The organism is Pseudomonas sp. C9-3, assembly GCF_032392015.1.
GTDB classification, from domain to species: Bacteria; Pseudomonadota; Gammaproteobacteria; order Pseudomonadales; family Pseudomonadaceae; genus Pseudomonas; species Pseudomonas nitroreducens.
On the sequence record NZ_CP135919.1, the window covers coordinates 6,459,962 to 6,475,171 of the forward strand.

Consider the following 15,210-nt stretch of genomic DNA (forward strand, 5'->3'; position numbering starts at 1 on the left):
GTCCGTCTGCTGAACAGGAAGGAGCCCGCCGCAAGGCGGGCTTTTTCGTATCCGATCCCACACAAATGTCCGCAGAAAATGCCATCATTACGCCACTTGCCGATCGACTGACGGCGAGCCCGGCACCCACCTTGCGGAACCCCCTGTGCGACCCACGGCCCCCTACCGGCTCAGCCACTTCCTCACGCCCCTGTTGCTGATCCCGGCCGGCATCGCCGCCGGCTCCCTGGCCGAACTGTCCGATTTCTTCACCTCCCTGTTCAACGTCCTACCGACCCTGTTGCTGCTGCTCGGTGGTGCGCTGTGCATGGTCTATGGGCGCCAGCGCCAGCTGTTCATGCTGGCGGTGGTCTACATCGCCTATTTCCTCCTCGATACCCAGGTCGACTACTTCCAGGCGCATCGCGTGGTGCTCCCGGAGGCGGCGCTGGTGTTCCATCTCTGTTGCGTGCTGCTGCCGCTGCTCTACGGTATGTACGGCATCTGGCAGGAGCGCATGCACATGCTGCAGGACCTGCTCGCCCGCAGCGCCGCGCTGATCGCCGTGGTGGGCGTGGCGACAGCCCTGGCCAAGCGCTTCCCGCAGGGCCTGGCGGAGCTGCTCAGCGACACCTACTGGCCGTCGCTGCACGGCCAGTGGATGAGCCTCGCGCAGCTGTCCTACTTCGGCTTCATCATCGCCTTGATTGCCCTGGTCGCGGCCTACGTGCGCCAGCCGCGGCCGTTGCATGCGGCGCAACTGCTGGGGCTGCTCGGCCTGCTGTGGATGCTGCCCAAAGTCTTCATCCTGCCCCATGCACTCACCGTGATGACCAGCCTGGTGATGCTCACCCTGGCCGGCGCCGTCGCACACGAGGCGTACCAGATGGCCTTCCGCGACGAGCTCACCGGCCTGCCGGGGCGCCGCGCATTGAACGAGCGCTTCCAGCGCCTGGGCCAGCAGTACGTGCTGGCGATGATCGACGTCGACCACTTCAAGAAATTCAACGACAGCCACGGCCACGATGTCGGCGACCAGGTGCTGCGCATGGTTGCCAGCCAGCTGCGTCGCACGGGTGGCGGCGGCAAGGCGTACCGTTATGGCGGCGAGGAATTCACCCTGGTGTTCGCCGGCAAGACGGTGGAGCAGTGCCTGCCGTACCTCGACGGCGTGCGCCAGGCCATCGAGGGATACGCCATGCACCTGCGCGACCGCGGCAACCGCCCCAAGGATGACCGCCAGGGTCGCAGCAAACGCGCTGGCAAGGATGCGCAGACCGTCTCGGTCACCATCAGCGTCGGCGTCGCCGAGCGCGACGGCGAACGGCGCAGCCCGGAGGAAGTCATCAAGGGCGCCGACGAAGCGCTGTACTCGGCCAAGAGCGGCGGGCGCAACCGCGTGGCCGTACATGGGCAATCCCGTCGCGGCGCGGTGCGCACTGCCTGACCCGGCCGGGTTATGACCCCGCATTCAGCGCCTGCAGCGTGATTGTCCGGGCGGTCACGCACCGTTAGGTTCGAAGTTTGCGCGCCATTGTGGCGCCCTGAACCGAACGGAGATTCGTGATGCCCGAGTACAAGGCCCCCCTGCGCGACGTGCGCTTCCTCACCGACGAAGTCTTCGACTTCACCGGCCGCTACGAAGCCCTCGGCGCCACCGACGCCACCCCGGACATGTTCGCCGCCATCCTCGAGGAAGGCGCGAAGTTCTGCGAGCAGGTCATTGCCCCGCTGAACCGCTCCGGCGACGAGGAAGGCTGCCATTTCGACAACGGCGTGGTGACCACGCCCAAGGGCTTCAAGGAAGCCTTCGCGCAGTACGTCGAGGCTGGCTGGAACGGCGTTTCCAGCGACCCCGAATACGGTGGCCAGGGCCTGCCGCCGTCCCTCGGCCTGCTGGTCAGCGAGATGATCGGCGCCTCCAACTGCTCCTGGGGTATGTACCCCGGCCTGACCAAGGGCGCCATGGCGGCCATCCACGCCCACGGCAGCGAGGAGCAGAAGAACACCTACCTGCCGCGCATGACCAGCGCGGTGTGGACCGGCACCATGTGCCTGACCGAACCGCATTGCGGCACCGACCTGGGCATCATCAAGACCCGCGCCGTGCCCAACGCCGACGGCAGCTACGCGATCACCGGCACCAAGATCTTCATCTCCGCCGGCGAGCATGATCTCTCCGAGAACATCATCCACCTGGTCCTGGCCAAGCTGCCTGACGCGCCGGCCGGCACCAAGGGCATCTCGCTGTTCATCGTGCCCAAGTTCAACCTGGACGCGAACGGCGAGGCCGGCGAGCGCAACGCCGTGGCCTGCGGCTCCATCGAGCACAAAATGGGCATCAAGGCGTCCGCCACCTGCGTGATGAACTTCGATGGCGCCAAGGGCTTCCTGATCGGCGAGGCCAACAAGGGCCTGGCCTGCATGTTCACCATGATGAACCACGCGCGCCTGGGCACCGGCATGCAGGGCCTCTGCCTCGGCGAGACCAGCTACCAGGGCGCCGTGCGCTACGCCCAGGACCGCCTGCAGATGCGTTCGCTGACCGGCCCGAAGGCGCCGGAAAAGCCCGCCGACCCGATCATTGTCCATCCGGACGTGCGCCGCATGCTGCTGACCATGAAGGCGTTCAACGAAGGCAACCGCGCGCTGGCGTACTTCACCGCGCAACTGCTGGATATCGAACACCTCTCCCAGGACGCCGAGGAGCGCGAGCGTGCCGGCAACCTGCTGGCCTTCCTGACGCCGATCTGCAAGGCCTTCATGACCGAGACCGGCCTGGAAGTCACCAACCACGGCATGCAGGTGTTCGGCGGCCACGGCTTCATCCGTGAATGGGGCATGGAGCAGCTGGTGCGCGACTGCCGCATCGCGCCGATCTACGAGGGCACCAACGGCATCCAGGCGCTGGACCTGCTGGGCCGCAAGGTACTCGGTAGCCAGGGCAAGCTGCTGATGGGCTTCACCAAGCTGGTTCATCAGCTCTGCCAGCAGCACGCCGAGCACCCGCAGCTCAAGGCCCAGGTCGCCCAGTTGGCGGCGCTGAACAAGCAGTGGGGCGAACTGACCCAGAAGCTCGGCCTGGCCGCCATGAAGAACCCGGACGAAGTCGGTGCCGCCTCGGTGGATTACCTGATGTACTCCGGCTACATCACCCTCGGCTACTTCTGGCTGCGCATGGCGCTGGTCGCCCAGCAGAAGCTCGAAGAGGGCGCTGGCGAGAAGGCCTTCTACGAAACCAAGCTGGCCACCGCCGAGTTCTACTTCAGCCGCCTGCTGCCCCGCGCGCTGTCCCATGTGGCGGCGGCGGAGGCGGGTTCCGAGGTGCTGATGCGCCTGTCGGCCGAGCAGTTCGCCTTGTAATCCTTGGCTGACCGCGTAGGGCGGATAAAGCGGAACGCTTTATCCGCCGGCCCAAACGGCGGATAACGCCCCTGGCGTTATGCGCCCTACGTGCTTGGAGACCGTGTGCCAGATAAGGGGGCCCGCCCTGCGCGGGCCTTCTGCCCATTGCTACAAAATGTGACCAATCTGTAGTTGTATGGTCACAACATGACGCTTAAAGTCTGAAAAGTTGTTGGAGTAAACTCCGGCGGCGTACCTTCGTGTACCTCCTATTCTGATACCGCTGGCTGCCTGATCAGCCGTCGTTTTCGTTCGAGGATCCATCATGGCTGACTACAAAGCTCCCCTGCGCGACATGCAATTCGTCCTCAATGAAGTCTTCGAGGTCGCCAATCTCTGGGCCGAGCTGCCCGCCCTGGCCGAGACCGTCGACGCCGAGACCGCGTCCGCGATCCTCGAAGAAGCCGGCAAGGTCACCGGCGGCGTGATCGCCCCGCTGAACCGCAGCGGCGACGAAGAAGGCTGCAGCTGGAGCGCCGAGGGTGTGAAGACCCCGGCGGGCTTCCCCGAGGCCTACCGCACCTACGCCGAAGGCGGCTGGGTGGGCGTGGGCGGCGCGCCGGAATTCGGCGGCATGGGCATGCCCAAGGTGATCGGCGCCCAGGTCGAGGAAATGGTCAACTCGGCCAACCTGTCCTTCGGCCTATACCCGATGCTGACCGCCGGCGCCTGCCTGTCGCTGCTCAACCACGCCAGCGAAGAGCTCAAGGCCAAGTACCTGCCGAACATGTACGCCGGCACCTGGGCCGGTTCCATGTGCCTGACCGAGCCGCACGCCGGCACCGACCTGGGCATCATCCGTACCAAGGCCGAGCCGCAGGCTGACGGCAGCTACAAGATTTCCGGCACCAAGATCTTCATCACCGGCGGCGAGCACGACCTGACCGAGAACATCATCCACCTGGTGCTGGCCAAGCTCCCCGACGCGCCGGCTGGCTCCAAGGGCATCTCGCTGTTCCTGGTGCCGAAGGTGATGGTCAACGCAGACGGCTCCCTGGCCGAGCGCAACGCCGTGTCCTGTGGCTCCATCGAGCACAAGATGGGCATCAAGGGTTCCGCCACCTGCGTGATGAACTTCGACGGCGCCACCGGCTGGATCGTCGATGCCCCGAACAAGGGCCTGGCCGCCATGTTCACCATGATGAACTACGAGCGTCTGGGCGTCGGCATCCAGGGCCTGGCCACCGGCGAGCGTTCCTACCAGAGCGCCGTGGAGTACGCACGCGAGCGTATCCAGAGCCGCGCGCCGACCGGCCCGGTCGCCAAGGACAAGGCCGCCGACCCGATCATCGTCCACCCGGACGTGCGTCGCATGCTGCTGACCATGAAGGCGCTGAACGAGGGCGGCCGCGCCTTCTCCAGCTACGTCGCCATGCAGCTGGACACCGCCAAGTACAGCGAAGAGCCGACCACCCGCAAGCGCGCCGAGGAACTGGTCGCCCTGCTGACCCCGGTGGCCAAGGCCTTCCTCACCGACATGGGCCTGGAAACCACTATCCACGGCCAGCAGATCTTCGGCGGCCACGGCTTCATCCGCGAGTGGGGCCAGGAGCAGCTGGTGCGTGATTGCCGCATCACCCAGATCTACGAAGGCACCAACGGCATCCAGGCGCTGGACCTGATGGGCCGCAAGATCGTCGGCAGCGGCGGTGCCTACGCCAAGCTGTTCACTGATGAGGTCCGTGCCTTCACCGCATCGGCGTCCGCCGAGCTGGCCGAGTTCACCGGCCCGCTGAACGCCGCCGTGCAGAACCTCGACGAGCTGACTGCGTGGGTTCTGGATCGCGCGAAGGGCAACCCGAACGAGATCGGCGCGGCTTCGGTCGAGTACCTGCACGCCTTCGGCTACACCGCTTACGCGTACATGTGGGCCCTGATGGCTCGCGCTTCGCTGGGCAAGGAAGGCCAGGACGAGTTCTACGCCAGCAAGCACGGTACCGCGCGCTTCTACTTCGCCCGCCTGCTGCCGCGTATCCACTCCCTGACCGCCTCGGTAAAGGCCGGCAGCGAGTCGCTGTACCTGCTGGACGCTGCGCAGTTCTAAGCAGTCGCGTATGAAAAAGCCCCGCCTCGGCGGGGCTTTTTTATTGGGATATTTCCTTTGAGAAGAAGGGTATTTCGAATCTTTGTAAGCCATGGCTTACAAACAGCGGTGGTGATCGGCGTCTTTCTGGCAAAGGCTTACAGCGGTAACCTTTATCTCAGTCAGGACATTGCGCAGGAAGCGCCAACGACAATACGGAAACAAGGGAATCCACCAAGGACGGTGGCTAGCACGGACGTCAGGATATCGGTCTGCAAAACCCCGCCTCGAAAGAGGCGGGGTTTTTTCTTTGCCTGTGCCCCCTGCCCGCCCGAGGGCTGCCCACTCGTGGGGCGAGTAACGCGCCAGCGTTATCCGCCGCTCCAGGGTCGGCGGATAACCTGTTCCAGGTTATGCGCCCTACGCGGCTGGAGAGCCTTGAGCCTGCCGATACCCATCAGCAATAGTGCCCATCAAACCGCGCCGTCGAGCAACGAGCGCAGCAACTCCACTGTCGGCTGCTGGCGCTGCGCATCGCGATAGACCAACCCCACGCTCAGCGGAATGCGCGGCTCGCTCAGGGGTTTCCAGAGCAAATCCTTGTGCGCATGCATCTGCCGCGCGCGGCCGGGGAGAACCGTGGCGAAACGGCTCTGCGGCAGGCTGTCGAGGATGCCACCCATGTGGTTCAACTCCGCTTGCACCCGTGGCCGCCGGCCAATGGCCGCCAGTTGCTCCTGCCAGATCTGCCGGGCACGAAATTCTTCGCCCAGCAGCAGCATCGGCAATTCGGCGGCTTGGGCCAGCGACACCTTCTTGAAGTCCTTCAGCGGATGGTCCGCCGGGATCACCAGTTGCAGTTCGTCCGGGTACAACTCCACGCCGTGCAGCGCCGGCTGGCGCGGCGGTAGGAAGCCGATGCCGATATCCAACTGGCCGATCAACAGGCGGCGCTCGATCTCCACGCCAGAGAGTTCGTAGATGCGCACCTGCACGTGTGGCTGCACCGCATGCAGGCGCTCCACCAGGTGCGGCACCAGGCTGGCGTTGACCGTCTGCAGCACACCAATGGCCAAACTGCGTGCGCTCTGCCCGCGGAAGCCGCGCAGCGCCTCGCGGGCGCGCTCCAGGCCTTCGAGCAGCGGCACTGCATGGTTGTACAGCGTGTGCGCGGCTGCCGTCGGCAGCAGGCGCTTGCCGCTGCGCTGGAACAGCGCCACGTCGAGGTTCTGCTCCAGCTGGCGAATCTGTTGCGACAGCGCCGGCTGGGAAATCGCCAGACGTTCGGCGGCGCGCCCGACATGGCCTTCCTCGTAAAGCGCGACGAAATAGCGGAGCTGGCGGAAATCCATAAGGCCTGCTTATCAACGAAACTGGAAAATCGAAATGGAGTGTCACCCATCCAGGCCACTACTCTAGCGCTTGTCCGCTGTCTCAGATGGGTAGACAAAGGTGGAAAGCATCGTCATCCAGGGCGTTTTCATAGGCAAAGTCGAAGAAAGCTGGGGAGGTCTGCTCAGCGATATCGACAAGCTGGAAACGCATCAGGAAGTCTGGCTCGGCGCCGAAGGGCTGCCGGGGGACGCACGGGCCGACCTGCGCCGCGACGGTGGCCTGGACCGCGCCCTGCATCACTATCCGGCCGAGCACTACCGCCACTGGCGCAAGCAGCGCCCGCAGACGCGCTGGCGACAGCCGGCCTTCGGCGAGAACCTGTCGACCTTCGGCCTCAATGAACACGAGGTGTGTATCGGCGACCTGTTCCGCTGGGGCGAGGCGCTGATCGAAGTGAGCCAGCCGCGCTCGCCCAGCTACCGCCTGGCGCGGCGTTGGAACCTGCCCGCGCTGCCTTTCGAGGTGCAGGAGCAGGGCCGTTGCGGTTGGTTCTACCGGGTGCGCCGTTCCGGCATGGTCGCGCCCGACGCACCGCTGGAGCTGGTGCAACGGCACTACCCGCAGCTCTCCGTGGCGAGCCTGCTGGACTGGTACTTCGGCCACCCGCTGGACCGTACCGGCCTGCGCCTGATGATGGCCTGCGACGCTTTATCCCTGCGCTGGCGCAAGACCGCCGCGCAACGCCTCACCAGTGGCGTGCTGGAAGACTGGACGGCCCGCCTGGCGGGCCCCGAATGTTCGGATCAGGGCGGCCTGCACAGCTGAGCCGCACTGTTCCGCAAATGCCCTCGCGCCCGCCCCCGGACGTCGTCTTGGTCCTGCGGGGCGGCTTTTATTCTCGCCGCCGAACCTGTCACACGGCTCGGCGGCGTTGTCATGCCGACGTAACACCGCGTTCCTAACCTTCCGCCGATGGCTTCTACTGGTAACCCGAGCCGACCCTAGAGCGGCCCTGCGGAAGGACTCCCCGTGATGAACGAACGTTTCCAGGATTTCCACGACCGATTGGCCGCTTTCGACGACCAGTCGATCAACCCCTCCGCCAATGTGCCGATGAGCGAGCTGATCGATGCCTCGCGCCGTCGCCTGCTGAAGAACAGCCTGGTGCTTGGCGCCGTCGGCTTCCTCGGCGGCGGCCTGTTCCCCGGCCGCTCCCTGTTCGCCGCCGATGCCCCGGTGCCGACCGCGCTGCTGGGTTTCAAGGGCGTGCCGGTGCAGCAGGATGCGAAGTTCGACCGCGTGATAGTCGCCGACGGTTACACCGCGCGGCCGTTCTTCTCCTGGGGCGATGCCGTGGTGACCGGTTCGCCGGCCTGGAAGGGCGACGCCAGCGAGGACTGGAAGGCCCAGGAGCTGCAGGCCGGCGACAACCATGACGGCATGCATTACTTCCCCTTCCCTGATGCGCCGGACAGCCACGGCCTGCTGGTGATCAATCACGAGTACATCAACCCGACGCTGCATCCCAAGGGCCAGACCCTCGAGGATCGCCCCGACGGCACCCGCGGCCGCCCGGAAGGCGAGGTGCGCAAGGAAATCGCCGCCCACGGCCTCAGCGTCATCGAGGTGAAGAAGGACGCTGGCGGCCAATGGCAACGCGTCGAAGGTTCGAGCTACAACCGCCGTATCACCGGCAGCTCGCCGCTGGCCCTCTCGGGCCCGCTGGCCGGCCACGACCTGCTGCGCACCGCCAGCGATCCCGAGGCGAAACAGGTGCTCGGCACCCTGAACAACTGCTCCATGGGCGTCACGCCGTGGGGCACCTACCTGGCGTGCGAGGAAAACTGGCACCAGTACTTCGTCAACCGCGACAAGGCCGACTATGCCAAGCGCGTCTCGCACAAGCGCTATGGGCTGTCCAACGGCCAGTTCAGCAACTACTACGCCTGGGAGGCGGTGGACGAGCGCTTCGACGCCACGCCGAAAGCCGACCAGCCGCACGGTGGCCACGTCAACGAACCGAATCGCTTCGGTTGGGTGGTGGAGATCGACCCGTTCGATCCGAAATCCACGCCCAAGAAGCGCACCGCCGTGGGCCGCTTCTGCCGCGAGTGCTCGACCCTCTCGCTGGGCGCCGACAACCGCATGGCCTTCTACTACGGCGACGACACCAAGGGCGAGTACATCTACAAGTTCGTCCCGGCGGGCCAGTACGAGCCGAACAACCGTGCGGCAAACGTCGAGCTGCTGGACGAAGGCACACTCTACGTCGCGCGCTTCAACGCCGACGGCAGCGGCCAGTGGCTGCCGCTGGTGCATGGGCAGAATGGCCTCACCGCCGAGAACGGTTTCGCCAGCCAGGCCGAGGTACTGGTCAACGCCCGTGCCGCCGCCGACCTGCTGGGCGCCACGCCGATGGATCGTCCCGAGTGGGTCGCGGTGCAGCAGACCACCCGTGAGGTCTACATCAGCCTCACCAACAACGATGCGCGCGGCAAGAAACAGCCGGTGGACGCCGCCAACCCGCGCAAGGACAACCTGCACGGGCAGATCCTGCGCTGGAACGAAGCCGGCGGTGATCCGACCGCCACCACCTTCGAGTGGGAAATCTTCCTGCTGGCTGGCGAGCACAAGGGCTCTACTGCGCCGGAGAACCTGATCGGCACCATCAACGGCGATATCTTCTCCTCGCCGGATGGACTGTATTTCGACACCACCGGCCGCCTCTGGATCGAGACCGACTACGACGACGCCGAGGCGCCGATGCAGGCCATGGGCTGCAACCAGCTGCTCTGCGCCGACCCGCACAGCCGCGAGGTGCGCCGCTTCCTGGTCGGCCCGCGAGGCTGCGAGCTGACGGGGATTACCCAGAGCCCTGATGGCAGGACGATGTGGGTGAACATCCAGCACCCCGGCCTCAGCTTCCCGGCCAGCGACGGCAAGAGCATTCCGCGCTCAACCACGCTGGTGATCACCAAGGATGATGGGGGAGTGATCGGGACTTGATGGGCAGCGTGGCGAGGGTGAGGGGCTTTAGGGAAATGCGCCGCTCGGGCGGTTCGCGAGCAAGCTAGCTCCTGCAAGAGCAGGAGCTGGCACGGAGCTAGCGGGGGAATGCGGACCCTGTAGGAGCGAGCTTGCTCGCGAGCAAGGTCCGCTGGAACCTTAAAGCTCGACTTCCCCGCCCGCCAACGCGCACAACTCGGTGAAATCGACGATCTCCGTCTCCCGCCCGTCGACCCGGATCAAGCCGTGCTTCTGCAGGCGGGTGAAGCTGCGCGACACCGTTTCCACCGCCAGCCCCAGGTAATCGCCGATCTCGTTGCGCGACATGCTCAGGCGGAAGCGCGTGGCAGAGAAGCCACGCTCGCGGAAATGCGCGGAGATGTTCAGCAGGAAAGCAGCGATGCGCGAGTCCGAGTTCAGCCGCGAGAGCAGCAGCTTCATCTGCTGATCCTCACGGATCTTGCGGCTCATCATCAGCATGATCTGGTGCGACAGGCCGGGAATCTGCAGCGACAGCTCCTCCAGCTGGTTGAACGGAATCTCGCTGCACAGCGTGCTTTCCAGTGCCTGCGCCGACACCGGATAGCTGCCTTCGCCCATGCCGGAGAAACCGAAGATCTCGGTGGCGAAATAGAACCCGGTGATCTTCTCCAGCCCCTGCTCGTTGGTGGTGAAGGTCTTGATCGAACCGGAACGCACCAGGAACACGCTGTGGAAGGGATCGCCCTGGCGGAACACGAAGTCGCCCTTATGCAGCAGGTGCCCCGGCTTGATGATCGCCTCCAGCTCCTCGACCTTCTCGTCGCTAAGAGTGGGCGGCGCCAGCCGGCAGTTCTTGCAGTACGGTTGCGGTTTGATCATCTGATTCATCCATATCCCCATGCGCCGGCCAATCGCGCGCAATTCAGCGTTTCTCGGGCGCATCGCCCCCTCATGGAACCATAGCAACTGACAGCCATCTGTCATCCGTCGGATCACCAGTCGGGAAGCAGGCCAATGGATTTTTCATACCCGCTTGACCCTTTCTTCACTGCGCCGACTTCAGTCTCCACGCCCATGCACCGGGGTCATTGGGGGAGACCACAGGAACTCCGGGGTGCCGTGACGCGACCCGCGCGTCGATCCCGCTCATTTTCCGGAGATACGTCGTGAATAAACTGCCACAGATCACCCTGGCCTTCTGGGTGATGAAAATCTGCGCCACCACCCTGGGGGAAACCGCCGGCGACCTGCTGTCGATGACCCTGAACGTCGGCTATGCAATCAGCTCGCTGATCCTCATCAGCGTCTTCCTCGTCACCCTGGTCGGCCAGCTCGCCAGCAAGCGCTACGTGCCCTGGCTGTACTGGCTGGTGATCCTCTCCACCAGCACCGCCGGCACCACCATGTCCGACTTCATGGACCGCACCCTGGGCCTGGGCTACGCCAGCGGCTCGGCGATCCTGGTCAGCATCCTGGTGGCGATCTTCGCGGCCTGGCGCTTCAGCGGTACCTCGCTGTCGGTGGACAACATCCGCAGCTTCAAGGGCGAGATGTTCTACTGGGTCGCCATCCTCTTCTCCAACACCCTGGGCACCGCGCTGGGCGACTTCCTCGCCGACGACTCCGGCATGGGCTTCGCCGGCGGCGCGCTGCTGATCGGCAGCCTGATCGCCGTGGTGGTGCTGCTGCATTACTTCACCAAACTCTCCTCGGTGCTGCTGTTCTGGGTGGCCTTCGTGCTGACCCGGCCGTTCGGCGCGACCCTGGGCGACGTGCTGACCAAGTCCCACGAGAAGGGTGGGCTGGACTTCGGCACCATCGGCTCCTCGGCCATTCTCGCCGGCATCCTGGTGGCGCTGGTGGTCATGGTCAGCGTGCGGCAGAAGCGCGAAGGGCAGGACAGCGCAGCGGTGCTGTCTTCCTGACGAGTTGAAGCGGAGTCCGCCGGACGAAAAGACCGGCGGACTAGCCTTGTGAAATTTGTTCTGTTATTTTTCATGAAAAATAAACAGAACAATTTCACGAGGTCGCGATGTTCCTGCGCTCCGCCGAGCCGGTCGGCACCTACTACGCCGGTACCAACCCCGAGTTGATCCAGCCGCGCGATGTGCTGCGCGAGCCGCTGGAATGCGAAGTCCTGGTGATCGGTGCCGGGTTCAGTGGCCTGCACACGGCGCTGCAACTGGTGGAAGGCGGCCGTCAGGTCTGCATGATCGAAGCCAGCCGGATCGCCTGGGCTGCCTCCGGACGCAACGGCGGGCAGGCATTGCCGGGCTGGTCCAGCGACCTCGGTCCCATCGAGGACGACCTCGGCCATGAAGGCGCACTGCGCCTGTGGCAGGGCATGCTGTGGGCCGCCCACGAACTGCGCGACCTGCCGCAACGCCACGGCTTCGACTGCGATTACCGCATCGGCCACCTGTGGACCGCCGTGCTGCAACGCCGCGTCGGCTCGCTCTACGACTGGCAGGCTGAAGCCAACCGTCGCTGGGGCTACGAAGGCCTGCAATTCATCCCCCGTGAAGACCTGCCGCAGTGGATCGCCAGCGACCGCTACCAGGCCGGCCTGTATGACCCCAACTCTGCGCACCTGAATCCGCTCAAGCTGGCCTACGGCCTCGCCGGGGCCATCGAGCGCGCCGGCGGCCGCATCTTCGAGCAGACCCGCGCGCTGAGCTTCCGCGAGAGCGGCAACGGCTACGAGGTGACGACCGAGCATGGCAGCGTGCGCTGCGCCTCCCTGGTGCTGGCCTGCAACGCCTATATCGACGGGCTGGACCGCGACGTCTCCGAGCGCATCCTGCCGGTGGGCACCTACCAGGTTGCCACCGCTCCGCTGGGCGAGGAGCTGGCTCGTTCACTGCTGCCGAAGAACTGCTGCGTCACCGACAACCAGTTCGTCCTCGACTACTTCCGCCTGACCCCTGATCATCGCCTGCTGTTCGGCGGCGGCTGCACCTACCTGGGCGGCATGCCGTCGGACATCCGCGCTGCCACTCGCCCCTATGTCGAGCGGGTATTCCCGCAACTCAAGGGCGTGGAACTGGAATACGCCTGGGGCGGGCACATCGACTGCAGCATGCGGCGCACCCCGGACATTGGCCGGCGCGGCGATCTCTACTGGCTGCAGGGCTATTCCGGCCACGGCGTACTGCCCAGCCTGGCCGCTGCCCATGCGGTGAGCGAGGCGATGCAGGGGCGCAGTGACGAGCTTGACCTCTATCAACGCATCCGCAATCCCGGGTTCCCCGGCGGCCAGCGCTTCGCCGCGCCACTGGAAGCCGTCGGCAAGGCCTGGTATCGATTGCGGGACTTTGTCTAATTCGGAACCTGCCATGACCCAGACGGCCACCAACGAACACCTTGCCACGCTGATCCGCGACCTGCGCAAGCACAAGAACCTCACCCTGGGTGAGCTGGCCGAACAGATCGGCCGCTCGGTGGGTTTCCTGTCCCAGGTCGAGCGCGGCCTGTCGCAACCCACCGTGGCCGACCTCACCGCCATCAGCGAAGCCCTGGGCGTACCGACTACCTACTTCTACGCCGGCGACACCCGTCGCGAACGCGACTGGGTCACCCGGCCGAACGATCGCCGCACCCTGTACTACGCCGGCGGCGTCACCGACATCCTCGCCTCGCCGAACATGTCCGGCGGCTTCTCCATGCTCGACAGCATCCTCGCCCCCGGCGCCACCAGCGGCGAAGGCCATCTGGACGACAGCTCGGAGCAGGGCGGCTTCGTCCTCGAAGGCGAGCTGACCATCTGGTACGAGGACGACACCGTCACCCTCTATCCCAACGACAGTTTCCAGCTGCCGCCGCACAGCCAGTTCCGCTACGGCAACCTCACCGATAAACCAACAAGGGTGCTGTGGATCTTCACGTAATTTCCCAAGCCAGCCCGCGAGGGTTGGCTTGGGAAAACGATCCGGCCGCCCCCGCACAAAGGCCCCAGAGAAAATCATGAACCGCCCGATGCATCCCGACCTGCTCAGCGAAGTCCGCGCCTTCCGCCAGCAATACCCGGACATCCGCTACGTCGACCTGATCTGCCTGGACATTCCCGGCCACTTCTACGGCAAGCGCTACCCCGTGGACATGCTCGAGAAAGTCGCCGCTGGCAGCCCGCTGAAACTGCCGCAGAACTGCGTGCTGCTGGGCGTACAGGGCGGCCTGCACCCCATCGGCGACTACTGCTTCAACGACGGCGACCCGGATGCGCCGCGCCGCCTGATCCCCGGTTCGCTCAAACCGGTGCGCTGGGAGAACCAGCCGCTGGGGCAGATGCTGATCAGTTCCGACGGCACCGAGGCGCCCATCGAATTCGAACCGCGCGAAGTGCTCGCCCGCGTCATGCAGCGCCTGGAGTCCAAGGGCATCCGCCCGGTGGTGGCCTTCGAGCTGGAGTTCTACCTGTTCGACAAGAAGCTCGACAACGGCCTGCCGCAATACCCGCGCGACCCGCTGTGTGACGACGAGGACGACCAGCCGAACATGCACATCGAGCGCCTGTCGCGCTTCTCCGATGTGCTCCACGAGATCGTCGAAGCCTCCCGCGAGCAGGGCGTGGACGCCAACGTGATCACCGCCGAGATCGGCCCTGGCCAGTTCGAGATCAACTTCGCCCACTGCGACGACGGCCTGCACGCCGCCGACCAGGCCGCGCTGTTCACCCGCGCCACCCGTGGCGTGGCGCTCAAGCATGGGCACCGCGCGAGCTTCATGAGCAAGCCCTACCTGCATGCACCGGGTAGCGGCATGCATGTGCACGTCAGTCTCTACGACCGCGACGGCAACAACCTGCTCGACCGCGACAACCAGCAGGCCCTGCGCCACGCCGTGGCCGGTTGCCTGGAGCTGCTGCCGCACTGCATGCCGATCTTCGCCGCCAACCACAACGCCTACCGCCGCTATGGCTCCCGCGTGAATGCCGCGAGCAAGGCCAGTTGGGGCTTCGAGGATCGCGATGCGTGCATTCGCATTCCCGAGTCGGATGGCAAGAACCTGCGCATCGAACACCGCCTCGCCGGCGCCGACGCCAACCCTTACCTGGTGCTCGCGGCGATCCTCACCGGCATGGAGCACGGGCTGGAAGCCCGCCAGGAACCCATCCCGCCGCTCAACGAAGACCGCTCCAGCGGCATCGACTTCCCCCGCGACATGCTCGGCGCCGTCGCCGAGATGGAAGACCATCCGGTGGTGAAGGATGGCCTGGGCAGCGAGTTCGTCTTCGTCTACTGCGAGAACAAGCGCCACGACCACCTGGACTTCATGAACGAAGTCAGCGCGCGGGAGTACCGCTGGTTCCTCTGACGCCTGTGGCTGACCTCACCCTGTAGGAGCGAGCTTGCTCGCGAACCAGTCCCGCGTCGGGGATTGTTCGCGAGCAAGCTCGCTCCTACAGAAAGGCCTCTCACGTGAGTGAGCACGGCGCAGCGCTTCACCAATTTCTCTGAACCCGCTTCGCTTTCCTGCGGTCA

General features: G+C 65.3%; 11 protein-coding genes. 9 read left to right on the forward strand and 2 right to left on the reverse strand.

Features of this window, described 5'->3' with window-relative positions:
• The first annotated feature begins 145 nt into the window (after positions 1-145).
• The 3 genes from RS899_RS29660 (at position 146) to RS899_RS29670 (ending at position 5,428) form a co-directional block, all read left to right on the forward strand.
• Entirely contained in the window at positions 146-1,426 is a 1,281-nt protein-coding gene (locus tag RS899_RS29660) for a GGDEF domain-containing protein (protein ID WP_054908005.1), read from the forward strand.
• A 119-nt stretch (positions 1,427-1,545) separates the two neighbouring features.
• Positions 1,546-3,342, forward strand: coding sequence for an acyl-CoA dehydrogenase C-terminal domain-containing protein (locus RS899_RS29665; protein ID WP_315808706.1), 1,797 nt, complete (start codon positions 1,546-1,548; stop codon positions 3,340-3,342).
• 307 nt (positions 3,343-3,649) lie between these two features.
• A complete protein-coding gene (locus tag RS899_RS29670; RefSeq protein ID WP_315808707.1) occupies positions 3,650-5,428 on the forward strand; it encodes an acyl-CoA dehydrogenase C-terminal domain-containing protein in 1,779 nt (592 codons plus the stop codon).
• 452 nt (positions 5,429-5,880) lie between these two features.
• Here RS899_RS29670 and RS899_RS29675 read toward each other — a convergent pair whose 3' ends face one another.
• Complete coding sequence (locus tag RS899_RS29675) at positions 5,881-6,759, reverse strand: LysR family transcriptional regulator (protein WP_054908008.1); 879 nt, start codon at positions 6,757-6,759, stop codon at positions 5,881-5,883.
• A gap of 100 nt (positions 6,760-6,859) precedes the next feature.
• On the opposite strand from RS899_RS29675, the gene RS899_RS29680 reads away from it, so the two are divergent.
• Positions 6,860-7,567 carry an MOSC domain-containing protein gene (locus RS899_RS29680; protein WP_315808708.1) on the forward strand — a complete coding sequence of 236 codons (708 nt, stop codon included), beginning with the start codon at positions 6,860-6,862 and terminating at the stop codon, positions 7,565-7,567.
• Positions 7,568-7,774: 207 nt separating this feature from the next.
• Positions 7,775-9,748, forward strand: coding sequence for a PhoX family phosphatase (locus RS899_RS29685; RefSeq protein WP_315808709.1), 1,974 nt, complete (start codon positions 7,775-7,777; stop codon positions 9,746-9,748).
• Between the two features lie 159 nt (positions 9,749-9,907).
• Here RS899_RS29685 and fnr read toward each other — a convergent pair whose 3' ends face one another.
• Positions 9,908-10,609 carry a fumarate/nitrate reduction transcriptional regulator Fnr gene (gene fnr / locus RS899_RS29690; RefSeq protein ID WP_139092941.1) on the reverse strand — a complete coding sequence of 234 codons (702 nt, stop codon included), beginning with the start codon at positions 10,607-10,609 and terminating at the stop codon, positions 9,908-9,910.
• Between the two features lie 287 nt (positions 10,610-10,896).
• On the opposite strand from fnr, the gene RS899_RS29695 reads away from it, so the two are divergent.
• The 4 genes from RS899_RS29695 (at position 10,897) to RS899_RS29710 (ending at position 15,043) form a co-directional block, all read left to right on the forward strand.
• Complete coding sequence (locus RS899_RS29695; RefSeq protein WP_315808710.1) at positions 10,897-11,655, forward strand: hypothetical protein; 759 nt, start codon at positions 10,897-10,899, stop codon at positions 11,653-11,655.
• Between the two features lie 107 nt (positions 11,656-11,762).
• Positions 11,763-13,052: an NAD(P)/FAD-dependent oxidoreductase gene (locus tag RS899_RS29700; RefSeq protein WP_054908013.1), complete on the forward strand. Its 1,290-nt coding sequence runs from the start codon at positions 11,763-11,765 to the stop codon at positions 13,050-13,052.
• Between the two features lie 13 nt (positions 13,053-13,065).
• Positions 13,066-13,617, forward strand: coding sequence for a helix-turn-helix domain-containing protein (locus RS899_RS29705; protein WP_037010973.1), 552 nt, complete (start codon positions 13,066-13,068; stop codon positions 13,615-13,617).
• Positions 13,618-13,693: 76 nt separating this feature from the next.
• The gene (locus RS899_RS29710; RefSeq protein ID WP_054908014.1) at positions 13,694-15,043 is read left to right on the forward strand and encodes a glutamine synthetase family protein; all 1,350 of its coding nucleotides are present in this window, start codon (positions 13,694-13,696) and stop codon (positions 15,041-15,043) included.
• Positions 15,044-15,210: the final 167 nt, after the last annotated feature.